Raw genomic sequence first — 24,316 nt, 5'->3', positions numbered from 1 at the left:
CGGGGGTGGTCCCCGCCGTACGGCGGGGGGCCTGCTGGTTGGTCGCGTCGGTGGTGTTCGGGGTTAAGATCCCCGCGTCGTCGGGGCGCGCCCCGACGAAGGCGCGGACCGTGTGCCGGGCCTGCTCGTAGCGGGCCGTGGTGAGCTGGGAGGCGTACCCGGCACCGCGGTGGACGCTGGAATAGGCCGGGAGCGCGGCGGCGACGGCGGCGCTCACCGGCTCCAGACAGGGCGCGCTGGCGGCGTAGTCGAGGTTGGCGTAGGGGACGAGCCTGCCGCCCCTGACCGGGACCTGGAGGTCGGAGCCGAGCACCGCGGGGATCCGCCGGTCCTCGGACGCGCGGGTGGCGGGGACGGTCACGGACGTGGCGGGGGCGGAGGTGAAGATCGTCAGTGCGGACACGCCGGAACTCCTCGGAGGTCATCGGACCCCAAGCCGTGGCGTTGGTGCGTGGAGCCCGCGCTTGCCCGGCACGCTCCGTGCCGGACCAGGTCCTCACCCGGGGCACCCCGCCGCGGACGCGAGGGTTGCCGGCCAGCGAGCCGGGGCTTGTCACTGGCACTCATGACCTACAGGGGAACTATAACCGACTCCTGGCCGGGCTCCGCAAGTCGTTGAAATGCGCAGTTGTGATCCTTGTTCAGGAACTCGCGGTGATGCCCAGTCGTCTAGGCAGTGACCCCTGACGCCTGACGGAGGAGTGAACGATGGATTGGGTGACTGATCCCGAGATCTGGATAGGGTTCGTCACCCTTGTCGGCCTGGAGATCGTGCTGGGCATCGACAACATCATCTTCATCTCGATCCTGGCGGGGAAGCTCCCGCCCGGCCAGCGCGACAAGGCGCGGAAGCTGGGTCTCCTCGCCGCCCTGGTCAGCCGGCTGCTGCTGTTGCTGGCGCTGTCGTGGGTGGTGAAGCTGACGGCGCCGATGTTCGAGGTCTTCGGCCATCCGATCTCGGGACGCGACCTGATCCTGATCCTCGGCGGCCTCTTCCTGCTGGGCAAGAGCGTCTTCGAGATGCACGACAGCCTTGAGGGCAAGTCGGGTCACGCCAGTGGTAGGGTCGCCGCCTCCTTCACCGCGGTGATCCTCCAGATCATGGTCCTGGACATCGTGTTCTCCCTCGACTCGGTGATCACCGCGGTCGGCATGGTCGACGAGCTCGGCGTCATGGTCGCGGCCGTCATCGTCTCGGTCGTCGTGATGCTCTTCGCCTCCGGCCCGATCAGCCGTTTCGTGGACAAGCACCCGAGCATCAAGATGCTCGCCCTGTCGTTCCTGGTGCTGATCGGCGTCGTGCTCATCGCCGAGGGCTTCGAGCAGCACATCTCCAAGGGCTACATCTACTTCGCGATGGCGTTCTCGCTCGTCGTGGAGCTGCTCAACATCCGGATGCGCGGCAAGGCGGCCAAGGGCGTGTCCGAGGAGGACGGGCCGGTCGAGCTGCACCACCGCTACGAGGTGGACGAGCAGGCCGGGTCCCCGCAGGACCAGGGCGTGCGTGGACCATCGGACCGGGTGGCGGAGCCGGATCCCGATCACGGTGAAGGCTCAGCGGTCAGGTGACCTCGCCGTGAAAGCGGCCGGCCTGTCGTGGTGCGCGGCCCGGACCCGGTCGCCGAGATCGGGGCGCCACCACCCGTCGGCATCGGGGCGCGGGCCCGCGCCTGCCATGGCGTCCCGGAATGTCCGTCGGTTGTTCCTGGCGGGCGTGTCGTCAGCCTGCCGAAGCTCCCGTGCGGTCCGCCGCCGTCCGGCGGAGATCTCCGCCGGTTCCGTCCGTCAGGGTGCACCGGCCGTCCGCGCAGGAGCGTTGGAGGCGGCCCATCGAGATCGTCTGCACCAGTCCGATGGCCCAGCAGGTCGGGCAGCCGCGCAGAGCCACCAGGCCGAGCGGCGCCAGCAGCAGACTGGCCGGTCCGGCCGTCGGGACCAGCGCGACGGCTCCGATCAGGAGACCGAACCCGAGCCCGCCGCGGAGCAGGTGCCGGGAGACGGACCTGCTGGCGAAGCCCGCGTCGCCGGTCATCTTCGTGCTTCTCATTCGATTCCTCCCCAGTTCTGGGTCTGCAGGTCGCCGCGGACGGCGGCCCGGGCGCGGTGCAGCCGGGATTTCATGGCGGCGCTGCTCAGCCCGAGGGATCTGGCGACGACAGGGCCCGGCAGGCCCTGGACATCACGCATGATCAGCACGAGGCGCTGATCGGCCGGCAGCGCGGCGATCGCGGTGGCGACCTGGTCGACTTCGAGGCCCCGCAGCACCTCGTCCTCCGCGGAGGAGCAGGATCCGTCAAGGGCCGGTTCGGCCCGCCACACCAGCGACTGGGCGCGGCGCAGGCATTCGTTGCGCACGATCTGGAACATCCACGAGGCCAGCGCGCCGGACGCCCGCAAGGTGCCGATCTTGCGGAAGAGGATGATGAGCGCCTCTTGGGCGGCGTCCTCGGCGTCCTGCGGACTTGCGCACAGCGAGAAGGCGAACCGCCGCACGTGCGGATGGGACCCGCTGACCAGAGCGGCGATCGACGCCTGGTCTCCCTGCTGCGCCGCCGCGATCAGCTGCCGGCTGGGCCACCGGGATCGGGAGGCCCTAGCCACGGGACCGGGCCCGCTTGCGGAGGAGCGCGACGCTGCAGGCGCAGATGAGCACTGCCGCGACAGCGATAACGATCATGGTGGTCAAGGGAACCTCCTGTCCGTCGACCGGCCGTGGCGCCGGTACGCATATAAGGCCGGTACGCATATAAGAGGGAGTCTCGGCGGAAAAGGATTCAGCCCGCTTGAGGGGCGATCCCGCGGAGATCCCCGAAGGTCCGCCGTGAAACACCTCCCGACGGCCTGTGCCCGTCGCGAAACACCTCCCGACGGCCTGTGCCCGTTGATCCGTTCGGTCTGCCGGAGCTCGCGTGCGGCCGGGCCGGCCGCCTCGTAGCTCACAAGTTTGGCAGCGAACATTACGATGCTTACGTGCGCTTTGATCCTTGGAATCCGGAATTCGTCGCCCACCCCTATGACGTCTACGCCGAGCTGAGGCGGGAACGGCCGGTCAGCTTCTTCGAGCCGACCGGCCAGTGGCTGATCGCCCGGCACGCCGACGTCAACGCGCTGCTGCGCGACCGCCGGCTCGGCCGCTCCTACCTGCACGTCGCCACGCACGCCGAGTTCGGCAGGCCGGACGACCCCGACTTCCAGGACCCGTTCTGGCGGGTGGTCCGGGCCGGGATGCTCGACGTCGAACCGCCGGTCCACACGCGGCTGCGGCGCCTGGTGTCCAAGGCGTTCACCCCGCGCATGGTGGAGGCGCTCCGTCCCAAGGTCGCCCGGATCGCCGGGGAGCTGGTGGAGGCGTTCGTCGAGCGCGGCGGGGGCGACCTGATCGCCGAGGTGGCCGAGCCGCTGCCGGTGACCGTGATCGCCGAGATGCTCGGCGTGCCCGAGGCCGACCGGCACCTGCTGCGGCCCTGGTCGGCCGACATCTGCGGGATGTACGAGCTCAACCCGTCGGTCGAGGCCCAGCACACCGCGGTGCGCGCGGCCCAGGAGTTCTCCGACTACCTGATCGAGCTGGCCCGCGCCCGCCGGGCCGACCCCGGCGACGACCTGATCAGCGCGCTGGCCCTGGTGGCCGACGAGGGCGACAGGCTCACCGAGGAGGAGCTGGTCGGCACCTGCGTGCTGCTGCTCAACGCCGGGCACGAGGCCACCGTCAACGTCACCGGCAACGGCTGGTGGTCGCTGTTGCGCAACCCGGCTGAGCTGGAACGGCTCCGCGCCGACCACGGCCTGCTGCCCACGGCGATCGAGGAGCTGATGCGCTGGGACACCCCGCTGCAGATGTTCGAGCGCTGGGTGCTTGAGGACATCACCGTGGGCGGGGTGGACATCCCGCGCGGCACGGAGGTGGCGCTGCTGTTCGGCTCGGCCAACCGCGACCCCGAGGTGTTCGCCGACCCCGACCGCCTCGACGTGGGCCGGGCGGACAACCCGCACATCTCCTTCGGCGCGGGCATCCACTTCTGCCTGGGCGCCCCGCTGGCCCGGATCGAGCTGGCCGAGTCGTTCGGCGCGCTGCTGCGCAGGGCCCCGAAGCTGGAGCTCGCCGCCGAGCCCACCTGGGGGCCGGGCTACATCATCCGCGGACTGACCTCCCTCGACGTGCGGGTCTGAGCCGTACGGTCGCCCCCGACCTTTCGGGGGCGACCGACCCGGTTCCGACGAGGGCGTGCCGCCGCCTCAGCACTCCTTGGCGGCCTGGCAGAGCCGGGGAGTCACCGCTCCGGCATCGGCCAGCAGCCCCCCGAAGTCGTGCTTGCCGACCTTGCCGTACGCCGTGAACTCGCTGTACAGCAGAACGGAGCTGCCCCGTCGGACCACCACGGCCCGCTCGGCGCCGCCGAGGCTGTCCGCCGTGACGTCCTGGGCGCTGAAGGTGAACGCCTCGTCACCGAGCTTCGCGATCGACCGGGTCTTGACGGCCAGCTTCTTCGTGGCGCACGACGCGGCCCCGGCCCGCACCCCCTTCATGACCTGCTGAGCGGCCTCGGGGCTCGGCATGACGACCAACTGCTCGGCATAGCGGTAGTCGCTGTCGCCTCTGGCGGTGACCGTACGGGAGTCCTCGGCCTTGCGCACACTCGGCCGCTTCCCCGGGCAGTCGGTCAGCAGGGCGAGGGGCTGTGCCCGGTCGCTGACCTTCCAGTTGAAGACCTTGTCCCGGGCCTCCTTGTGCTCGTACTTCAGGAAGCCCTTGGGGATCTCCCGCGTGGAGGACGCGGAGGCGGGGGCGGCGGCGGCACCGCAGAGGAGCAGGGCGACGGCGGCACCGGACAGGACAAATTTGATCATAAAGAACACCGCTTTCAGTCATTAGGTGAGCGACATCCCTTTGACGCGATCAAGGAGCCGGAAGTTCGCCTCTGATCCGGCGGATTTCCGGAGACCGGGTGCCCCCGGGACGCGCCGGCCAGGAGCGCTGTGACACCACCACACCGGCTCCGACATGCTCGGCGTTCTCCTCCCGCGCGTCGGCGGCCACGGCACCGCGCTCCCGAGCGGCGGCCCGGCCTTCTCAGAGGCGGGCCTGGGACAGCCAGCCGAAGCCGCCGAGTCCCTCGGCGGCGATCAGCTCCGCCTCCTGGGAGGCCCTGGCCAGGGCGCGGAGATAGCCGCGCGGGTCGTCGCGGGCGTGCTCGACGGGCGGGCGGGTCCCGGTGACGCCCAGGGCGCGCAGCGCCTGCCGCTGGGTGGTCAGGGCCGTGGTGACGGCCCCCGCGCGCTCCCCGGCGGCCGCGCAGGCGTCGAGGGCCACGTGCGCGGTGATGTCGCACGACCCGTCCGGCACGGGTGCGACGGCCGCCCCGTCGCGGTAACCGGCCAGCGTCCCGCACGGCGGGCGGTCGTCCACAGGGTGTGCGTAGTCGATCGCGATCGCCCGCCCGCGGGCCAGCCGTACGATCACCGAGGCCCACGCCTCGTCGCGGGGCCTGCCGATCTCGGCCCGCTCGCCCGGGGCCCGCATCGGCCACCAGCGGGCCAGCCAGGCCAGGTCGGCCTCCGACGGCCTGCCGCCGAGCCGTTCCGCGCCGTTCGACGGGTCGACCAGGACCAGCCGGGGCCCGTCCGCGGTCTGCTCGGCGACGTCCACCGGCACGTTGTCCAGCCACTCGTTGGCGATCACGAGGCCGTTGATCCCGTCCGGCACGGTCCGCGCCCACGCGATCTCCCCGGGCAGCCGGGCGGGCCGGGGGGCCAGGTCCACCCCGGTCACCCGCAGCCGCGGCCGGAGCCCGGGCGGCGCGGCGGCGAGCACCCCGGCCGCCAGGGCGCCCTCACCGGCGCCGACGTCCACCAGGTCGATCACCGGCGGGCCGCCGAGCGCGTCGTCGAGCGCGACGAGCTCGCACAGCACGGCCTCGGCGAAGACGGAGGACGCGCCGACCGAGGTCCGGAAGTGCCCGGAGGGACACTCCCGCAGGTAGAAGCCGTTGTCGCCGTAGAGCGCCCGCTCCGTCGCGGCACGCCAGGTGAGCCACACGTCCACAGACGCTACAGCGCCCGGCCACGGGAGGGCCGCCGGACAGCCGGTGGACGGCGGGTCGGATCTCAGAAGGGCCCGGGACCAGGCGGGCGCGAGTCCTCGGAGAACGGGGTCGGACGGCGTGGGATCAGACGGGTGGAGCCCCTCGGAGGGCGCGGGACAAGGCGGGCGCGGGTCCTCGGAGCAGGTGCGGATCCCCGCGCGGACGCGGGCCCGGACGGGGCGATCCCCAAGCGGGGGCGGGCTCCGGGATCGGGTGCCGCTTTCGGACACGCGCCTCGGCGTGGTTGCGGTGGCCGGGCCCGTTACGCTGGTCAACTGGGCACGGAGCCCCCATCTGGTCGAAGGACGGGACGTCATGGACGCAGGCGATCGCCCGGCACGGTTGGCCGTCGGAGTGGTCGGAGCCGGCCGGGTCGGCTCGGCACTCGGCGCCGCGCTCGCGCGGGCGGGCCATCGAGTCGTCGCCGCGAGCGGGGTCTCCGACTCCTCCCGGGAACGGGCGGCCGAGCGGCTCGGCCTGGCCCTCACCCGCCCGGAGGACGTGGTGGCCGGATCCGACCTCGTCCTCCTGACGGTCCCCGACGACGTGCTGCCCGACCTGGTCACGGGTCTGGTCGGCACCGGCGCCGACCTGCGGGGCAAGCTGGTGGCCCACACCAGCGGCGCGTACGGCCTGGCCGTGCTGAACCCGGCGACCAAGGCGGGGGCGCTCCCGCTGGCGCTCCACCCGGTGATGACCTTCACCGGCAAGGACGACGACCTCCGCCGGCTCGTCGGCATCTCCTACGGTGTCACCGCGCCCGAGATGCTCCGCCCGGTGGCCGAGGCGCTGGTCATCGAGATGGAGGGCGAGCCGGTCTGGATCGAGGACGAGGACCGGCCGCTCTACCACGCGGCCCTGGCGGGAGCGGCCAACCACATGGTGACGCTCGTCGCGGAGTCCTCCGAGCTGCTGGAGAAGATCGGCGTGGAGCAGCCGGGCCGGATGCTCGGCCCGCTGCTGGGCGCCGCCCTGGAGAACGTGCTGCGGCTCGGCATCGGCGGGCTGACCGGCCCGGTGGTGCGTGGAGACGCCGGGACGGTCCGCAAGCACGTGGACGCGCTGATCCTGGCCGCCCCCGAGGCGGCGGACGCCTACGTGGCCCTCGCTAGGCTCACGGCGGACCGGGCGCTGGCGGCCGGGCTGCTCAAACCGGAGGCCGCCGAGCGTCTCCTGGACGCTCTGGGAGGCAACATATGGACGTGATCGTGGTGGGTGACCGCGCCGAGCTGGCCAAGGCGAGGCAGGCCCTGAGGATCGGCGGAGCGGTGTCCCCCGGAAGGGCGGCCCTGGCGCTGGTGCCGACCATGGGGGCGCTGCACGAAGGACACCGCTCGCTCATCCGGCTGGCCCGGGAGCAGGCCGAGCACGTGGCCGTGAGCATCTTCGTCAACCCCCTGCAGTTCGGCCCCGGCGAGGACTACACCCGCTATCCCCGCACGTTCGACACCGACCTGGAGGTCTGCGCGGCCGAGGGCGTGAGCATGGTGTTCGCGCCCTCCGCCGAGGACATGTACCTACCGGACCGGCAGGTCGGCGTCTCGGCGGGCGGGATGGGCACGATCGTCGAGGGGGTCTTCCGGCCCGGTCACCTCGACGGCGTGCTCACCGTGGTGCTCAAGCTGTTCAACCTGGTCCAGCCGGACGTGGCGGTGTTCGGGCAGAAGGACGCCCAGCAGTTGGCGATGATCCGCCGGATGGTCGCCGACCTCGACGTCCCGGTCTCCGTCGTCGGGGCGCCCACGGTCCGGGAGGCCGACGGCCTGGCGCTGTCCAGCCGTAACCGCTACCTGTCCTCGCATGAGCGCCGGACGGCGCTGACCCTGTCCCAGGCCCTGTTCGCGGGGGCCGCCGAGCCGACGCCGGAGGAGGTCCGGCGGACCGCGCGGGCCGTGCTGGCGGGGGAGCCGGCCGTGGAGGTCGACTACCTGGTCCTGGTGGACCCGGCGACCTTCGAGGAGGTCGGTGCCGACCACCGGGGTGAGGCGATTCTCGCCGTGGCCGCGCGGGTGGGCTCCACCAGGCTGATCGACAACGTGACGGTCACCTTCTAGCGCGGCGTCCACCGGAGTTCTCCGGATCCGGCGGCGCGTCGTCTCCGCGGCTGCCTCGGCTCAGGAGTCGATCCGGCGGCGCGTCGTCCCCGCGGCTGCCTCGGCTCAGGAGCCGAGGTAGCGCAGGACCGCCAGCACCCGGCGGCTGTAGCCCGTGGCGTGCGACAGCCCGAGCTTGTCGAAGAGCGAGTTGACGTGCTTCTCCACCGCGCTCTGCGACACGTGCAGCGCCTGCGCGATCGAGGCGTTGGTCTGGCCCTGGGCCATCCGCTCCAGCACCTCGCGCTCGCGCGCGGTCAGCTTGGCCAGCGGGTCCACCTGGCTCGTACGGGCCAGCAGCTGGCGCACCACCTCGGGGTCGAACGCGGCGCCCCCCGCGCCCACCCGCTCCAGCGCGTCCAGGAAGTCGGTCACCTGCGCGACCCGGTCCTTGAGCAGGTAGCCGACACCCTCCACGTTCGCGCTCATCAGCTCGGTGGCGTACTTCTTCTCCACGTACTGCGACAGCACCAGCACCTTGACCTCCGGCCAGCGCCGCCGGATCTCCAGCGCCGCGCGCAGCCCCTCGTCGGTGTGCGTGGGCGGCATCCGCACGTCCACCACCACCGCGTCGGGCCGGTACGCGGCCACCGCCGACACCAGCGCCTCGCCGTCGCCGACGGCGGCCGGCACCTCGTGGCCCTCCTCCAGCAGCAGCCGTACCAGGCCCTCGCGCAGCAGTGTGGAGTCCTCGGCCAGGATCACCCGCACGGCAGCTCCGCCACGATCGTGGTCGGCCCGCCCGGCGGGCTGATCACCGTGAAGGTCCCGTCCAGGGCGGCGACCCGCCGCGCCAGACCCGACAATCCGCCGCCCGCGGCATCCGCCCCGCCCACACCGTCGTCCTGTACGCACACGACGACCATTGTGTCCCGTTCGCGCACCTCCACGGTGACGGCGGTGGCGCGGGCGTGCTTGGCGGCGTTGGTCACCGCCTCGCTGACCACGAAGTAGGCGACGGTCTCCACCGCCATCGGCGGCCGTGCGGGCAGCTCGCACACGATCTTGACCGGCACGCTCGACCGCTCGGCCACACCGGCCAGCGCCTCGCCCAGGCCGAGGGAGTCCAGCCCCGACGGGTATACCCGCCAAGCCACCTCGCGCAGCTCGGCCAGCGCCTGCTGCGCCTGCTCGTGCGCCTGCTCCAGCAGCTCGGGACGGCCCCTGCGAGCCCGCCCGACCAGCATCGACAGCGCCACCAACCGCTGCTGCAGCCCGTCGTGCAGGTCGCGTTCGATCCTGCGCCGCTCGGCGTCCACCGCCGCCACGACGCCCGCGCGGCTCTCGGCCAGCTCGGCGATGCGGTGCCGGAGCACCTCGGTGGGGTCGGGACCGAGCATCCGCAGGGCCAGCCGCCGCTCCAGCGCGTGCACCCCCGCCATGCCCGACAGGTCCAGGAACAGCAGGACCGTCCCTCCCAGGGCGGCGTAGGCCAGCAGCGGCACGGTCGGCCTCATGCCGTCGATCGGCAGTCCCCTGCCCCAGAACCAGACGAGCTTGACGGCCACTTCCGTGCCGAAGGCGAGCAACGTGAGCACCAGGCCGCCGAGCACGCCGACCGGCGCCCGCGCCGCCAGATACCGCAGCTCCCGTCCGTCGGAGTGGCCTGTGCCGAGTCCGAGGGCGGCGGGGTCGAGGCGTAGCCGGCGGGCTTCGAGCACGGCCAGCCACCGGGCCGCCGCCCGCACGGCCGGACGGCCGGCGAACGGCAGCGCCGGCAGGAGGAAGACCAGGTCGAGCAGGGCGGTGGCCGTCCCCAGCAGCACCGCCCCCAGCAGCCGCAGCCCCTCAGCGGCGAGACGCATGTCGCCCCTGGTGTCGCTCGGCCACCCTGACGCCCACGAACACCAGGACGGCCAGCAGTACCAGGGCGATCACCACGTTGGTGCCCATGCCGACGTAGGCCTCCACCAACGACCAGTTCTCGCCCAGGACGTAGCCCGTCAGAACGAAGATCGTGTTCCAGATGAGGCTGCCGGCCGTGGTCAGCAGCGTGAACGCGGCCAGCGGCATGCGCTCCACCCCGGCTGGGATCGAGATCAGGCTGCGGAAGATGGGGATCATCCGGCCGAAGAACACGGTCTTGCGTCCGTGCTTGAGGAACCACGCCTCAGTCTTGTCGATGTCGGAGATCTTCAGCAGCGGGATCCGGGCGGCCAGGGCCAGCGTGCGCTCGCGGCCGAGCAGCGCGCCCACCCAGTACAGCGCCAGCGCGCCCAGGACCGAGCCCGCCGTGGTCCACGCGAGAACGGTCAACAGGTCCATCTCGCCCCTGGAGGAAGTGAAGCCGGCCAACGGCAAGATCACTTCACTGGGTAGAGGCGGGAAGAGATTCTCCAGCGCGATCGCCAGTCCCGCACCTGGCGCCCCGAAGCTCTCCATCAGCCCAACCAGCCAATCTGTCATGCCCCAGAGGCTATGAACGGTCAGGGTACCGCCGGAATGAGGCGTGTGACCGTTTCCAGGTGTGGAAAACCACACCTGCGGAAAACCACCGGCATAAGAGGATATGAGCCTCATTCCTCCAGCCGAACCGCCGAACCTACTGTTCCTGGCCATGATCGGAAAGATGTTCGACGTCCCGAGACGGATGTTGGCCGGCCTGGCCGCCCTTCTCGCGCTGGCCGCGGTCATCGTGCTGTCCGCCATGACGGACAGCACGATGCAGCCCCTGCCGGCCTCGGCCCCGAGCGGCGAGTTCAGCGCCGAGCGGGCCGTGGCCCACCTGACGGAGTTCGCCACCCGGCCGCGGCCCATCGGCAGTGCCGAGAGCGACCGAGCCAGGGACTACCTGGCCGGGCGGCTGCGCGCCGCGGGTCTCCAGGTCGAGGTCCAGCGGTCGGTCGGGGCCCGTCCGGCGGCGGGGTTGGCGACGTTCGGCCAGGTCGACAACATCGTGGGCCGGCTGCCGGGCACCGACCCCACCGGTACGGTTCTCATCGCCGCCCACTACGACTCCGCGGCGATGGGACCGGGTGCTTCCGACGACGGTGCGGCGGTAGCCGCGATGATCGAGACGGTCCGGGCGCTGCGGGCGGGCACCGGCCCGCGTAATGACATCGTGCTGCTCATGTCGGACGGCGAGGAGGACGGCGTGCTCGGCGCCGAGGCCTTCGTCCGCGAACACCCCTTGGCCCGCAAGGGCGGCGTGCTGCTGAACTGGGAGGCCCGCGGGGTGAGCGGCCCCTCGTTGATGTTCGAGACCTCAAGGAACAACGCCCGGCTGGTCGAGACGTTCGTCAACGCCGTTCCGGCTCCGCGCGGTGACTCCTCCATGGTGGAGCTCTATCGGCTGCTGCCGAACAACACCGACTTCACCCCGCTGACCAAGGCCGGGTTCACCGGCATGAACTTCGCCTACATCGAGCGTTCCTCGCTCTACCACACCGCCGACGACTCCATCGCCAACCTTCATCGCGGAAGCCTGCAGCACCACGGCTCGAACATGCTGGCGCTGGCCCGTGCCCTGGGGAACGCGGACCTCGGGTCGTTGCCCGCCGACCATGACGTCACCTATTTCCGTGCCCTCGGAACCATGATCACCTACTCGGACCGGCTCGTATGGCCGCTGGCGGTGTCGGCCGCCCTCGCGGTGGCGGGATTGGCGCTGCTGGCCCGCGTCAGGCGGCTGCTCAGCCTTCCCCGGCTGCTGTGGGCGGCGGCTTCGGCCGTCGTCCCGCTGGCCGGATCGGCTCTCCTGGCGCAGGGGCTGTGGGAGGTGCTGGTGGCCGTGCGACCCGCCTACGACACCATGGGCGGCCTCCTGCATCGCCCGCAGGCGTTCCAGGCGGCGGTCGCGGTCCTGTCCGGGGCGGCGCTGCTCGGCTGGTACCTGCCGTTGCGTCGCAGGCTGGGGCCGGCGGCGCTGTCGGTCGGGGCGCTGGTCTGGCCGGCCGGGCTCGGCGTGCTGTGTGCCCGGTACGCGCCCGGGGCGTCCTTCCTGTTCGCCCTGCCGGCGCTGCTGTGCGCGCTCGGCGGGCTGGCTGCCGTCCTGATTTCCGCATCCGCCTGGGCACGGCTGACGGCGGCGATGCTGGGTCCGGTCACGGCCGCGATGCTGCTGCCCTCTCTGGCGGCCAACACCTTCAACGGGATGGGGCTGGCGCTGGGCGGGGTGAGCGCGCTGGTGCTGGCGCTGTTCGGGCTGACGGTGCTGCCGATCATCGAACTGTTCCTGCCCACACCCGGCGCCGGGCCGGAGCGGGCCGTCGCCGTGTCCCTGACAGCCGTCGTCCTCGCCCTGGGACTGGTCGGTGCGGGGCTGCTGGTGGACGGGTTCGACGCGGACCGGCCGCAGCGCACGCACCTGGCGTACGTCATGAACGCCGACACCCGCACCGCTCACTGGGTCAGCGCCGACACCGACCCCGGAGAATGGACCAGGCGGTACGTGTCCGGCCACGAGTCCGCGGCACTGCCGGAGGGATACGCGCGGGGCACGCTTCGGACCGGTCCCGCGCCGGTGATCAAGGCCGACGGCCCGCGTGTCTCCGTGCTGGCGCGCGACCAGGAAACGGTCAAGCTGCACGTGACGGCAGGCAGGGGGGCGCGTTCGGTGACGCTGAGGATCGACCACCCGATCACCGCGGCCACCGCGTCCGCCGGCAGGTTCGGCTCCGTGAGCGTCCCCGTCACCGGGAAGCGGGCCGGCACCTGGCCCGCGGAGGTCCGCTTCCGGGGCATCCCCGCTCAGGGAGTCCAGATCACGGTGCGCATCCCGGACGCGGACCGGGCCCGCCTCACCGCCATCGCGGAGACCGACGACCTGTCCGCGGTGCCGGGCTTCCGCCCAAGGCCGCCCGGCCTGACCGCGGCCACCAGGGAGGACGGCGACCTCATCGCGGTTACCCGCACCTACACCCTGACGAGCGCCTCTCACCGCTCACAGCGCCCGTCCTCGGGTTCCGGCAAGATCACGCGATAGCCCGTGCTGTCCGTGGACGTGGGCGAGGGTCGGGCGGTGACCGCCGGGGACCGGGCGAGGAGGGACGAGGGGGCGAGGAAGGGGTGGTAGCGCCGCCGGTGGCTCCGGGGCGTCGGATATATTCCGCGCAGGCGTGCACGCTCATGGGGCGGCGCGACCGGACGAAAGGTGATCGACGCATGCTCCGGACCATGCTCACGTCCAAAATCCACCGCGCCACCGTCACCCAGGCGGACCTGCACTATGTCGGGTCGCTGACCGTCGACGCGGACCTGCTCGACGCCGCGGGCCTGCTCCCCGGCGAGCAGGTGCACGTGGTGGACATCGACAACGGCGCCCGGCTGGTGACCTACACGATCGCGGGCCCCCGGGGGTCCGGGATCATCGGTATCAACGGCGCCGCCGCCCGTCTCGTCCACCAGGGCGACCTGGTGATCATCATCGCGTACGGCCAGCTCGACGACGCCGAGGCGAGGACCTTCCAGCCCAGGGTCGTCCACGTCGACCGTGACAACCGGATCGTGGAACTCGGCCACGACCTCGCCGCCCCGCCCCCCGGCTCCGCCGCTCCGATCCCGGACTCCGTGGTTCCGGCTTCCGGCTCCGCCGCTCCGATCCCGGGCTCCGTGGCCCCGGGCTCCGCCGCTCCCATCCCGGGCCCCGGCCTCCTGCGTGGCGACGGGCTCCACCACCCGGCGGAATCCTCCCGCTAGGTGGAGTTTGCGCAGGTCAACGTGTAGTGCTGTGCTGTAGGTGGGGGCGCGTGCACGTGAAGGACTCGCCCGCTGGGCGTGGTGGCGCGTTCTCCGCTGTGGACTGGGCCGCCGGGTTGGCGTCCGGCGGCCCAGCAGACCGTCCTACGGGGCCGGTGGCCGTCCGTTGGACTGTCCTGCGTCTGGCGGACTCTCCCCAGGGCCGGCGGACCGTCCTACGGAGCCGGTGACCGTCCGTTGGACCCTCCTGCGGCCCGGGGGCTTCCAGGCTCTGCCCCCTGGCCCCCCGAACCCTGAACCCCCGAACTCCGGGCCCCGGACCCCTGACTCCTGTGGACCTCTGATCCGGGTCCCGGCGCCGGGGTGCTCGCCGGGTGTGGTGTCCGTGATCTGAAGGTTGCGGCACGCCTGAGGGATACCTCACATCCGAGGGGGACACATCCTGCCGCCGGCGGCGTGTCCTCTCGGATCCTCCGCGCATCCCGGGCCGCGCGCGAGCGGCGCTACCGCCACCCCGGGGAAGAGTCACTCCGGCGCGCCCGTTATCGTCAGGTTGACGAAATGAAGAGCCTCTAACACCCCTCGCGAGGAGGCGGCAATGGCGATCCCTGCCATCCCCCAGAGGTTGACCGCGCCCGCTCCGGGCTGGACGGTCGAGGCCGACGTGGTCGTGGTGGGCTCCGGCGTCGCGGGCCTGACCCTGGCACTGCGGTACGCCGGCCTCGACCCCGAGGCGAAGGTCCTGGTCGTCACCAAGGACGTGCTGTCGTCGGGGTCCACCCGCTGGGCGCAGGGCGGGATCGCCGCCGTGCTCGACCCGCAGGACACCCCGGCCGAGCACCTGTCCGACACGCTCATCGCGGGGGTCGGTCTCTGCGACGAGGAGGCCGTGCGGGTCCTGGTGACCGAGGGGCCTGCCGCGCTGCGCGGGCTGATCGCGGTGGGCGCCCGGTTCGACACCGACGACTCGGGCGAGCTCCAGCTCACCCGGGAGGGCGGCCACCGGCGCAACCGGATCGTGCACGCGGGCGGAGACGCCACCGGCGCGGAGGTGCAGCGGGCGCTCGTCCAGGCCGTTCAGGAGTCGGCGATCGAGGTGATCGAGCACGCGCTCGTGCTCGACCTCCTCAAAGACGCCGACGGCCGGACCGCCGGGGTGACCCTGCACGTCATGGGCGAGGGTGAGCGCGACGGGGTGGGAGCGGTCAGGGCCGGGGCCGTGGTGCTGGCCACCGGCGGCATGGGCCAGGTCTACGCCGCCACCACCAACCCCGTCGTCTCCACCGGTGACGGGGTGGCGCTGGCACTGCGGGCCGGCGCCGTCGTCAGGGACCTGGAGTTCGTCCAGTTCCACCCGACCGTGCTCTGGCTCGGCGAGGACTCCACCGGCCAGCAGCCGCTGATCTCCGAGGCGGTCCGGGGCGAGGGCGCGGTGCTGGTCGACGCCGAGGGCACCCGCTTCATGAAGGACGTCCACGAGCTCGCCGACCTCGCGCCCCGTGACGTCGTGGCCAAGGCGATCATGCGGCGGATGCGCGAGACCGGCGCCGACCACATGTATCTCGACGCCCGCCATTTCGGCGAGGAGAAGTGGCGCACCCGCTTCCCGACGATTCACGCGGTCTGCCGCGAACACGGCATCGACCCGGTCACCCAGCCCATCCCGGTCGCCCCGGCCGCCCACTACGCCAGCGGCGGCGTCCGCGCCGACCTGCACGGCCGTACCAGCGTGCCGGGCCTGTACGCCTGCGGCGAGGTGGCCTGCACCGGCGTGCACGGCGCCAACCGGCTGGCCTCGAACTCGCTGCTCGAAGGACTGGTCTTCGCCGGGCGGATCGCCGCCGACATCCACGCGCGGCGGAGTGCCGGAGCCGAGAACTCCGACGCGGAGCCGGACCGGTGGGGAGACACGGCCGAGGCGGCCCCGACCGCCGTACGGCCCGCGCCCGGCGAGCCGGTGACCGACGACCGGACCACCGGCCTGGTCGACCCCAGGGCCCGGCCCAGGATCCAGGGCCACATGAGCCGGGGCGCGAGCGTGCTGCGCAGCCGGGAGTCCCTGACCGAGGTCGCCAAGGCCCTGGTGAGCATCCGGTGGACCCCGGTGGCGGTGGAGCCGTGCACCGAGTCGTGGGAGGCCACCAACCTGCTGACGGTCGCGTCGGCGCTGGTGGCGGCCGCCCGCAATCGTGAGGAGACCCGCGGGTCGCACTGGCGCGAGGACTTCCCCGGACGTAACGATGCCTGGTGGCTGGGCCACCTCGACGTGACCCTTACAGCGGAAGGAATGACCATGACGTATGTGCCGCACGGACAGCGGGCGACCGTGCTGCCGCCCCAGGTGGAGACGGACCTGGTCGAGGCTGGTCTCGACCCGGCCGCGGTGACGGCCGTCCTGGCGGCCGCCGCGGCCGAGGACCTCCAGGCTCCGGGCGACGTCACCACCCTCGCCACCATCCCGGCCGGGCAGACCGACACCGCCGACGTGGTGGCCCGCGAGGACGGGGTGGTCTCCGGGCTCGCCGTCGCCGAGGGCGCGTTCTCCTACCTCAGCCAGGGCCGCCTCACGGCCGAGCGCCGGGTCAAGGACGGTGAGCACGTCACGAGGGGCGACGTGCTGATGACCGTCACCGGCCCCACCCGGGACCTGCTGACCGCCGAGCGGACCGCGCTCAACCTGCTCACCCACATGTCCGGCATCGCGACCCTCACCGGCCACTGGGTCCGGGCCGTGGAGGGGACCGGGGCGCGGATCAGGGACAGCCGCAAGACGCTTCCCGGGCTGCGGGCCCTGGAGAAGTACGCCGTGCGGTGCGGGGGCGGGGTCAATCACCGCATGTCGCTTTCGGACGCCGCGCTGATCAAGGACAATCACGTGGTGGCCGCTGGTGGAGTAGCCGGAGCGTTCCGGGCGGTGCGGGACGCCTACCCCGGCCTGCCGATCGAGGTGGAGGTCGACCGGATCGACCAGATCGAGCCGGTGCTCGCCGAGGGAGCCGAGGAGATCCTGTTGGACAATTTCACCGTGGACGATCTGGCGCGGGCCGTACGGCTGGTGGACGGCAGGGCGCGGCTGGAGTCCAGCGGGGGGCTGACGCTGGAGTCGGCCCGTGACGTGGCTGAAACCGGCGTTGACTACCTTGCGGTGGGAGCGCTCACCCACTCGGCGCCGGCCCTTGACATCGCACTGGACCTTCGGGGGAATTGATGTTGCTTGCCATCGACGTCGGTAACACCCACACCGTTCTCGGCCTCTTCGAGGGCGACGAGGTCATCGAGCACTGGCGGATCGCCACCGACGCCCGGCGCACGGCCGACGAGATAGCCGTCGTGCTGCAGGGGCTGCTCGGGCAGTCGCCGCTGCTCAAGGGCGCCGACGTCGATGGCATCGCGCTCTGTTCCACGGTGCCGTCGGTGCTCAACGAGATGCGTGAGATGTGCCGCCGCTACTACGGCGACGTCACCGCGGTGATCGTCGAGCCCGGCATCCGGACCGGGGTGCCGGTCCGGATGGACAACCCGAAGGAGGTCGGCAGCGACCGGATCGTCAACGCGCTGGCGGCCATCCAGCTGTACGGCGGGCCGTGCGTCATCGTCGACTTCGGCACGGCGACCTCCTTCGACGCCGTCTCCGCCAAGGGCGAGTACGTCGGCGCGGTGACCGCCCCCGGCATCGAGATCTCGGTGGACGCGCTGGCCGCGGCCGGGGCCCAGCTCCACAAGGTGGAGCTGATCCGGCCCCGCTCGGTGATCGCCAAGAACACGGTCGAGGCGCTCCAGGCGGGCATCATCTACGGCTTCGCCGGTCAGGTGGACGGGATCGTCGAGCGCATGGCGGCCGAGCTGTCCGAGGACCCGGACGACGTCACCGTCGTCGCCACCGGCAGTGCGGCGCCGCTCGTGGTGAGCGAGGCGCGCTCGATCGACGTGCACGAGCCGTGGCTCACGCTGATCGGGCTCCGCCTGATCTATCACCGTAACACCGCCTAGCACGGACATCGGTAACCTTGCCCTGTGACCGATGAAGTGACGAACCCAGCCGAGGATCTGCCCGAGCAGATGCGCGTGCGCCGGGAGAAGCTCGACCGCCTCCGCTCCGAGGGCGTCGACCCCTACCCGGTGAACTTCCCGCGCACCGCGACCAACGCCGAGATCCGTGAAAAATATGCCGATCTCATCGCTGACACCGCGACCGGCGACAGGGTGGGCGTCACTGGCCGGGTCATGCTCTCCCGGACCGGCGGCAAGCTCTGCTTCGCCACGATCCGCGACGGCTCCGCCGACCTCCAGGTCATGATCTCCCTGGACAAGGTGGGCGAGGAGTCCCTGGCGGCGTGGAAGCGTGACGTCGACCTCGGTGACCACGTCGGCATCGAGGGCGAGGTCATCACCTCCCGCAGGGGCGAGCTGTCCATCCTCGCCGACCGCTGGGCCATCACCTCCAAGTGCCTGCGCCCGCTGCCGGAGAAGCACGCCGGGCTCACCGACCCCGAGGCGCGGGTCCGTCAGCGCTATCTGGACCTCATCGTCAACGACGAGGCGCGGAAGATGGCCTACACCCGTAGCGCCGTCGTGCGGGCGATCCGTGACTTCTGGCACGGCGAGGGCTATCTGGAGGTCGAGACGCCGATGCTCCAGCCGATCCACGGCGGAGCCACGGCCCGGCCGTTCAAGACCCACATCAACGCCTACAGCATGGAGCTCTACCTCCGCATCGCGATCGAGCTCTACCTCAAGCGGCTCGTGGTGGGCGGCATCGAGAAGGTCTTCGAGATCAACCGCAACTTCCGCAACGAGGGCGCGGACGCCACCCACAACCCCGAGTTCACCATGCTCGAGGCCTATGGCACCTATCTCGACTACAACGACATGGCCGACCTGACCCAGCGGATGATCCAGAGCGCGGTCGTGGCCGCGCTCGGCCACTCCGTGGTGACCTACGAGGGCCAGGAGATCGACCTGGGCCTGCCGGAGTGGCCGAGGATCACCCTCTACGGGGCGGTCTCGGAGGCGCTGGGCGAGGAGGTCACCACCGAGACCCCGCTGGAGCAGGTCCGCAAGCACGCCGACGCGCACGACATCCACTGGGACCCCAAGTGGGGCCAGGGCAAGCTCGTCCAGGAGATCTTCGAGGCGCTCGTCGAGCACACCCTCATCCAGCCCACGTTCGTCATGGACTACCCGCTGGAGACCTCCCCCCTGACCCGTCAGCACCGCGACAACCCGATGCTGACCGAGAAGTGGGACCTCATCGGCTTCGGCACCGAGCTGGGCACCGCCTACTCGGAGCTGGTCGACCCGGTCGAGCAGCGCCGCCGCCTCACCGAGCAGTCGCTGCTGGCCGCGGGCGGCGACCCCGAGGCCATGCAGCTCGACGAGGACTTCCTGACCGCCCTGGAGTACGCCATGCCGCCCACCGGCGGCATGGGGCTCGGCGTGGACCGCCTCGTCATGGCCTTCACCGGCAAGAACATCCGCGAGACGATCCTGTTCCCGCTGGTCAAGCCGGCGGGCTGAGCCTTCCGGAGACCGGGGCCGGCGGCGGGGCCTCCCCCGCCGCCGGCCTCGGGTATCGCACGCGGGCCCCAGGTTTCGTGCGCGGCCCCGGGTCTCGCACGCGGGTCCCGGGTTTCGTACGCCGGGCCTCGGCTCTCGCCCGCCGGACCCCGGCTCCGGGTCTTGCCCGCCGGGCCCCGGCTCGGTCGGCCCGGCCCGGCGCCGTCGCGAGGAGTCCCGGCTCCCGGGCGCTCAGCTCCCGGGTTCCCACGTTCGCCGGTTCCCACGTTCGCCGGCTCTCAGCCGTTCACCGCCGCCGGCTTCCGGGTTCTCACCGCCTGGCACCTGGACCTCACCGCAGTCGGCTCCTGGGCTCTCACGGCGGCTCTCACGGTGTGTCCGCCCTCGCTCTCCCGGGAGTGCGGGCCAGCCCGGCCATGAGCCAGCGCAGCGCCTCGGCGAACAGCTCGGACGGCACCGCGGCGCGGTCGACGCGGCGTTGCGTGACGAGCCCCTCGAAGAGCCCGATGATCGCGGTCGCCACGGCGGCCGGGTCGTGTGCCGCGCAGCGCGGGGCCACCAGGCGGGCGACAGCCGTACGGGGGGCCCACCAGCGGGCGGCCAGACGGTCGAGTAATTCCGGCCGGGTCAGCGCATAGCGCAGAAACTCCATTTCCAGCGTGCTCCAGGCCGTGTGTCGATCGGCCACCCCGGCCAGATAGTCGCCGAATGCCGCAAAGGCGGTCTCGTCGTCCTCACATTGGGAGGGGATTTCCCCGACGCCGTCAAGGGGGTGGGCGGCGTGCTCGTCGAAGAGTGCGAGGAAGAGGTCATCTTTTCCGGTGAAATGTGAGTAGACGGCACCGACCGTGTGGCCCGCCCTGGAGGCGATCTCGTCGACCGAGGCCCCGGCGAAACCTTGTTCTGCGAAGACTTCGCCCGCGGCGGCCAGCAGGCGCTTGCGGGTGCGCGCCTTGGCTTGGCTGCGACTTAACCGCAAAGGCACTGACATATCATGAGTACTTCACGTAGCGGACGCTATGTCAATAGCGTCCGTCGCCCCTATGGAGATCGGAGCTTGACGACCTTTGAACAAGGCGTTTACCGTTCCTGACGGGCGGCCTTGATTCCAACATACTCACGCCTGAGTTCAGTGCGGGGGGAGCGACTCCAGATGGCATATCCCGAAGTGGATTCCCGTCGCGGCGAAAGCCTCCTGGGCATGGGCGAGATCGGTCTAAGTGACGAAGATCTCGTGCTCCTGGCAGAACTTGCCAAGGGCGTCACCGTGGACCGGGTGGGGCGTCGTCTCGACATCAGTGGCCGGACCGTCCGGCGCAGACTCCGTGGGATCTGCGACCGCATCGGTGTCGCCACGGCGATCGAGGCCGTGGCCTGGGCCGCCCGCCGCCGTCTGATCTAGCTCCTGCGGAGGGCCGGCCCGCCGCCCGGCCCGCGGCCTCGGCAGGAACCCGCGGTCCGCGACCTCGGCAGGGGGATCGCGGTCGCGGCCTCAGTCAAGGATCCGGCCTCGGTAAGGGATCCCGGAGACCCCGGCCGCCGCGGCCCCAGGCCCGGCGGCTCAGTCCGCGACCCGGACGCCTCCGGCGAAGGGCCGGTTCTCGATCGAGGCGATGTGGATGACGTCACCGGTCTGGGGGGCGTGGACCATCAGGCCGGCGCCGATGTAGATCCCGACGTGGTGCAGGTCGCTGTAGAAGAAGACCAGGTCGCCCGGGCGGAGCTGCTCCTTGGAGATGTGGGTGCCCGCGGTCCACTGGTCGCCGGTGTAGTGCGGCAGGCTGATGCCGACCTTCTGGTAAGCCCACATGACCAGGCCGGAGCAGTCGAAGGAGTTGGGCCCCTCGGCGCCCCAGACATACGGCTTGAGCTGCTGGCTGAGCGCCCAGCGGGCGGCTTCGGCGGCCTTGCCGCTGCCGACGACCGGCACGCTGATCTTCACCCGGTTGCCCCGGGTGGTCTTGGCCCGGCTGCGCACCTCGCTGAAGAGGTCGCTCTCGACCCTGGTGACGAGCCGCTCGATCTTGGTGCGCTTGGCGCCGATGTCGGACAGGAGGTCCTTGACCTCGGCGGTGCGGGCCTTGGCGCCGGCCTGCGCCCGCTCGGCGGCCTTGATCGCCTGGGCGACCTGGGCGACCTCCTCGTTCTGCTGCTGCTGGAGGGCGTAGCTCGTGGTCGCCAGGTCGAGGAAGGTGTCGGGGTCGGCGGACTGGGTGAAGGCGAGGGTCGAGCCCAGGCCCCCCGACATGTAGTTGCTCTGCGCCAGGAGACTGGCCTTGGTGCGCCGGGCCGCCAGCTCGGACTCGCTGACGGCGAGGGTCTTCTTGGCGCTCGCGGCGGCGCGCTGCGCCTGCTTGAGCTTGACCCGCCCGCCGTTGTACTGCTCGGTGAGCGTTTCGATCTCGGTGTGCAGCTTCTCGACCTGTTTGGCGAGCTCCTGGAGACCGGGCTGCGGGTCGGCGGTGGCCGAGACCAGAGGGGTGCCGAGGGTCAGGGAGGCGAACGCCAGTCCGATGACCGTCATGCGGCGGGTGAGTCCACGTGAGGCGTGTTCTCGACGGCGGGCATGTCTGCCCGCGCGCTCTCTCCCACGGTCACGCGTGCGCTTCACCAACAGGCTCCTCTCTCGGCCGCCTACCGGGTTAGCTGACGGGTTCGGGCCGGAGGCAGCCCTACCGAGGGTGCTGGTGCCACCTCGGATTCACCCCGGGGGACTAAAGGGTGGGTCCCCGGTTCCCCGGGTCCGGGGATTCGGCGGTTCAGCGCTTTAACATCGCTGACATCGAGCACGGACATTAGTGCAATTGGAGGTTCATGCTCAACCAGAACTACAAACTCGGTAGAGCTTTCACAACTGAAATGTCACGAGGAGATCACGCGACTTCATGATCGACATGCACTCCAAGCTGGTTTTATGGGGCGCCGGGGCGGCTCGGCCGGAGGTCTCCGCAGCTCCATGACCATGTGAAAGGCGAGTTCCGCTCCTCCGTCCACACCTTCAGCCCAGCGTCATGAATCAACTACTGAGGGTCATCTGGTGGCTATGGGTCACGAGTTAAGGGTGAGCCGTAATTCGAGCGCTCCGAGGACGTACGCTGATCGGTCATGGAGCAGGTTGCGCAGCATTCCTCCACCCCGGCCGCGGACGGCGCCGGGACCGTGGGGCGGCCGCAGGCCGACGCGGCGGGCGTGGACGCGGGGCAGGGGCCGCCGGGCCGGTCGGAGGCCGCTCCGGACGCGGCCGCGGTCACGGTACGGCGTGCCCGCACGCCGGACGTGCGCGCCATCCGGCGGCTCGTCGACACCTACGGAGGAGCCGGCCCGCGCCTCCTGGAGAAGGCCACGGTCACCCTGTACGAGGACATCCAGGAATTCTGGGTGGCCGAGCGGGCCGGCGCGGTCGTGGGCTGCGGGGCGCTCCACGTCCTCTGGGAGGACCTCGCCGAGATCCGCACCGTCGCCGTCGACCCCGCCTGCCGGGGGCTGGGCATCGGCCACAAGATCGTCTCCGAGCTGATCCGCACCGCCGGCGGACTCGGACTCCGCAGGGTCTTCTGCCTCACCTTCGAGGTCGAGTTCTTCGCCCGGCACGGATTCCGCGAGATTCAGGGCACGCCCGTCTCCCCGGAGGTCTACGCCGAACTTCTCGCCTCATATGACGAGGGTGTCGCCGAGTTCCTCGATCTTGAGCACGTCAAGCCGAACACCTTGGGAAACACCCGGATGCTGCTCCATCTGACGCGCGATCAGGGCTGACGTGACCTTGACGGTTACCGATCAGAAAGATGACTGTTGATACCTATCTCGATACCTTGTGCTGCAGCAAGCATGTGAGCCTCACATATGGCCACATGCGCCGTCGAAGTAGTGAGGTGACGCGGTGAGCACCGGACAGCCGCCGTATCAGGATGATCCCGACCGCGATCGCACACCGTCGGGACAGCCGGAGTACGGACAGCACAATGCGGGTCGAGCCCCTGGCGAACATGATCCCGACGTGACAATTGTGGGATATCGATCGGATGCCTCACAGCCGCACACCGGTCCGGGGCAGACCCAGCCCGGTTACGGTCAGCAGCAGGGCTACGGTCAGCAGCAGGGCTACGGTCAGCAGCAGGGCTACGGTCAGCAGCCGGTGACCGGCGCCTACGGCCAGCAGCCCGCCTACGGGCAGCAGCCCGCCCAGCCGGACTACGGCCAGCAGCAGGGCTACGGCCAGCAGCCCGCCTACGGGCAGCAGCAGTCCTACGGCCAGCAGCCCGCCCAGCCGGACTACGGGCAGCAGCAGGCCTACGGTCAGCAGCAGGGGACCGGCGCCTACGGGCAGCAGCAGGGCTACGGCCAGCAGCCGGTGACCGGCGCCTACGGCCAGCCCGCCCAGGAGCAGTCCTACGGCCAGCAGGGCTACGGTCAGCAGTCGGGGACCGGTGCCTACGGTCAGCCCACCCAGGAGCAGTCCTACGGCCAGCAGCAGTCCTACGGCCAGCAGCCCGCCCAGCCGGACTACGGGCAGCAGCAGGGCTACGGCCAGCAGCCCGCCTACGGGCAGCAGCAGGGTTACGGCCAGCAGGCTCCGGCCTACGGCCAGCAGGACGCCCAGCAGGGCTACGGGCAGCAGCAGGCGTACGGCCAGCAGCAGGCGTACGGCCAGCAGCCCGCCTACGGGCAGCAGCAGGGTTACGGCCAGCAGGCTCCCGCCTACGGCCAGGGATACGCGCCGCAGGGCGCGACGCCTCCCGGCGCCCCCGCTCCGCTCGCGGAGTGGTGGCAGCGCCTGGTGGCCCGCATCCTCGACCTCCTGATCGTGGGCATCCCCGCCGGCATCGTCGGGTTCGTGGCCTCGCTGCCGTTCAGGGTGTCGTTCGACCCGGCCACCTACGAGGTGACCGGCAACATCTTCCTCCAGTCGATGGTGAACACACTCATCGTCGGTGTGGCCCTCATCGGCTACGAGGTCTTCATGCTGGGGCGCAACGGCACCACCCT

At 71.2% G+C, this 24,316-nt stretch carries 21 protein-coding genes, 1 pseudogene and 2 riboswitches; of the genes and pseudogenes, 12 read left to right on the top strand and 10 right to left on the bottom strand.

Annotated elements, in window-relative coordinates; translation table 11 throughout:
• Positions 1 to 403: aminotransferase class V-fold PLP-dependent enzyme (locus ACWDS7_RS28770; RefSeq protein WP_451931810.1), on the bottom strand; the 403-nt coding region annotated here is incomplete at its 3' end.
• A 52-nt stretch (positions 404 to 455) separates the two neighbouring features.
• A riboswitch (SAM riboswitch) is annotated at positions 456 to 571 on the bottom strand.
• A gap of 137 nt (positions 572 to 708) precedes the next feature.
• Here ACWDS7_RS28770 and ACWDS7_RS28765 point away from each other — a divergent pair.
• Positions 709 to 1,569 (top strand): TerC family protein, encoded by an 861-nt coding sequence (locus ACWDS7_RS28765; protein ID WP_451931809.1) that lies wholly within the window; start codon positions 709 to 711, stop codon positions 1,567 to 1,569.
• 151 nt (positions 1,570 to 1,720) lie between these two features.
• Here the strand turns inward: ACWDS7_RS28765 and ACWDS7_RS28760 are convergent, their stop codons facing one another.
• Complete coding sequence (locus ACWDS7_RS28760) at positions 1,721 to 2,047, bottom strand: hypothetical protein (protein ID WP_451931808.1); 327 nt, start codon at positions 2,045 to 2,047, stop codon at positions 1,721 to 1,723.
• On the bottom strand, positions 2,044 to 2,601 hold the full coding sequence (locus tag ACWDS7_RS28755) for an RNA polymerase sigma factor (protein WP_306862144.1): 558 nt from the start codon (positions 2,599 to 2,601) through the stop codon (positions 2,044 to 2,046). The genes ACWDS7_RS28760 and ACWDS7_RS28755 overlap by 4 nt, the downstream gene beginning before the upstream one ends.
• A 369-nt stretch (positions 2,602 to 2,970) precedes the next feature.
• Here ACWDS7_RS28755 and ACWDS7_RS28750 point away from each other — a divergent pair, with 369 nt between their 5' ends.
• On the top strand, positions 2,971 to 4,170 hold the full coding sequence (locus ACWDS7_RS28750) for a cytochrome P450 (protein ID WP_306862147.1): 1,200 nt from the start codon (positions 2,971 to 2,973) through the stop codon (positions 4,168 to 4,170).
• A 66-nt stretch (positions 4,171 to 4,236) separates the two neighbouring features.
• Here the strand turns inward: ACWDS7_RS28750 and ACWDS7_RS28745 are convergent, their stop codons facing one another.
• Positions 4,237 to 4,848 carry a hypothetical protein gene (locus ACWDS7_RS28745; protein ID WP_451931807.1) on the bottom strand — a complete coding sequence of 204 codons (612 nt, stop codon included), beginning with the start codon at positions 4,846 to 4,848 and terminating at the stop codon, positions 4,237 to 4,239.
• A gap of 223 nt (positions 4,849 to 5,071) precedes the next feature.
• Positions 5,072 to 6,043: an SAM-dependent methyltransferase gene (locus ACWDS7_RS28740; protein WP_451931806.1), complete on the bottom strand. Its 972-nt coding sequence runs from the start codon at positions 6,041 to 6,043 to the stop codon at positions 5,072 to 5,074.
• Between the two features lie 355 nt (positions 6,044 to 6,398).
• On the opposite strand from ACWDS7_RS28740, the gene ACWDS7_RS28735 reads away from it, so the two are divergent.
• A complete protein-coding gene (locus ACWDS7_RS28735) occupies positions 6,399 to 7,289 on the top strand; it encodes a Rossmann-like and DUF2520 domain-containing protein (protein ID WP_451931805.1) in 891 nt (296 codons plus the stop codon).
• Positions 7,280 to 8,137: a pantoate--beta-alanine ligase gene (panC, locus tag ACWDS7_RS28730; RefSeq protein ID WP_451931804.1), complete on the top strand. Its 858-nt coding sequence runs from the start codon at positions 7,280 to 7,282 to the stop codon at positions 8,135 to 8,137. Before ACWDS7_RS28735 ends, panC begins: the two co-directional genes overlap by 10 nt.
• A 105-nt stretch (positions 8,138 to 8,242) precedes the next feature.
• Here panC and ACWDS7_RS28725 read toward each other — a convergent pair whose 3' ends face one another.
• Genes ACWDS7_RS28725 through ACWDS7_RS28715 form a run of 3 tightly spaced genes read right to left on the bottom strand, consistent with a single transcriptional unit; the run spans position 8,243 to position 10,582 of the window.
• Entirely contained in the window at positions 8,243 to 8,887 is a 645-nt protein-coding gene (locus ACWDS7_RS28725) for a response regulator (RefSeq protein ID WP_306862158.1), read from the bottom strand.
• Entirely contained in the window at positions 8,878 to 9,981 is a 1,104-nt protein-coding gene (locus ACWDS7_RS28720; RefSeq protein ID WP_451931803.1) for a sensor histidine kinase, read from the bottom strand. Before ACWDS7_RS28720 ends, ACWDS7_RS28725 begins: the two co-directional genes overlap by 10 nt.
• Entirely contained in the window at positions 9,965 to 10,582 is a 618-nt protein-coding gene (locus ACWDS7_RS28715) for a DedA family protein (protein WP_306862164.1), read from the bottom strand. Before ACWDS7_RS28715 ends, ACWDS7_RS28720 begins: the two co-directional genes overlap by 17 nt.
• Before the next feature lie 151 nt (positions 10,583 to 10,733).
• Here ACWDS7_RS28715 and ACWDS7_RS28710 point away from each other — a divergent pair, with 151 nt between their 5' ends.
• From ACWDS7_RS28710 to lysX, 5 genes and pseudogenes are all read left to right on the top strand, one after another.
• The gene (locus ACWDS7_RS28710) at positions 10,734 to 13,100 is read left to right on the top strand and encodes a M28 family peptidase (RefSeq protein WP_451931802.1); all 2,367 of its coding nucleotides are present in this window, start codon (positions 10,734 to 10,736) and stop codon (positions 13,098 to 13,100) included.
• A 179-nt stretch (positions 13,101 to 13,279) separates the two neighbouring features.
• Positions 13,280 to 13,663: pseudogene (panD, locus tag ACWDS7_RS28705) on the top strand (aspartate 1-decarboxylase); the annotation flags it as partial.
• Between the two features lie 748 nt (positions 13,664 to 14,411).
• Complete coding sequence (locus ACWDS7_RS28700) at positions 14,412 to 17,021, top strand: L-aspartate oxidase (RefSeq protein ID WP_451931801.1); 2,610 nt, start codon at positions 14,412 to 14,414, stop codon at positions 17,019 to 17,021.
• On the top strand, positions 17,021 to 17,803 hold the full coding sequence (locus ACWDS7_RS28695) for a type III pantothenate kinase (RefSeq protein ID WP_306862173.1): 783 nt from the start codon (positions 17,021 to 17,023) through the stop codon (positions 17,801 to 17,803). Before ACWDS7_RS28700 ends, ACWDS7_RS28695 begins: the two co-directional genes overlap by 1 nt.
• Before the next feature lie 24 nt (positions 17,804 to 17,827).
• Positions 17,828 to 19,330 (top strand): bifunctional lysylphosphatidylglycerol synthetase/lysine--tRNA ligase LysX, encoded by a 1,503-nt coding sequence (gene lysX / locus ACWDS7_RS28690; RefSeq protein ID WP_451931800.1) that lies wholly within the window; start codon positions 17,828 to 17,830, stop codon positions 19,328 to 19,330.
• Positions 19,331 to 19,697: 367 nt separating this feature from the next.
• On the opposite strand, the gene ACWDS7_RS28685 is transcribed toward lysX, so the two are convergent.
• Positions 19,698 to 20,315 (bottom strand): TetR/AcrR family transcriptional regulator, encoded by a 618-nt coding sequence (locus ACWDS7_RS28685; RefSeq protein ID WP_451931799.1) that lies wholly within the window; start codon positions 20,313 to 20,315, stop codon positions 19,698 to 19,700.
• A 168-nt stretch (positions 20,316 to 20,483) separates the two neighbouring features.
• Here ACWDS7_RS28685 and ACWDS7_RS28680 point away from each other — a divergent pair, with 168 nt between their 5' ends.
• On the top strand, positions 20,484 to 20,732 hold the full coding sequence (locus ACWDS7_RS28680; protein WP_451931798.1) for a LuxR family transcriptional regulator: 249 nt from the start codon (positions 20,484 to 20,486) through the stop codon (positions 20,730 to 20,732).
• Positions 20,733 to 20,891: 159 nt separating this feature from the next.
• Here the strand turns inward: ACWDS7_RS28680 and ACWDS7_RS28675 are convergent, their stop codons facing one another.
• Positions 20,892 to 21,854 (bottom strand): C40 family peptidase, encoded by a 963-nt coding sequence (locus tag ACWDS7_RS28675; protein WP_306862181.1) that lies wholly within the window; start codon positions 21,852 to 21,854, stop codon positions 20,892 to 20,894.
• A gap of 92 nt (positions 21,855 to 21,946) precedes the next feature.
• A riboswitch (cyclic di-AMP (ydaO/yuaA leader) is annotated at positions 21,947 to 22,097 on the bottom strand.
• Between the two features lie 422 nt (positions 22,098 to 22,519).
• On the opposite strand from ACWDS7_RS28675, the gene ACWDS7_RS28670 reads away from it, so the two are divergent.
• Together ACWDS7_RS28670 and ACWDS7_RS28665 are read left to right on the top strand one after the other, a co-directional pair.
• Positions 22,520 to 23,086 (top strand): amino-acid N-acetyltransferase, encoded by a 567-nt coding sequence (locus ACWDS7_RS28670; RefSeq protein WP_451931811.1) that lies wholly within the window; start codon positions 22,520 to 22,522, stop codon positions 23,084 to 23,086.
• 241 nt (positions 23,087 to 23,327) lie between these two features.
• Positions 23,328 to 24,316 (top strand): RDD family protein (locus ACWDS7_RS28665; protein WP_451931797.1); only part of this gene is annotated, 989 nt, incomplete at its 3' end.

This window comes from Streptosporangium sp. NPDC003464, from assembly GCF_053588315.1.
This window is presented reverse-complemented; position numbering and strand designations above follow the sequence as displayed.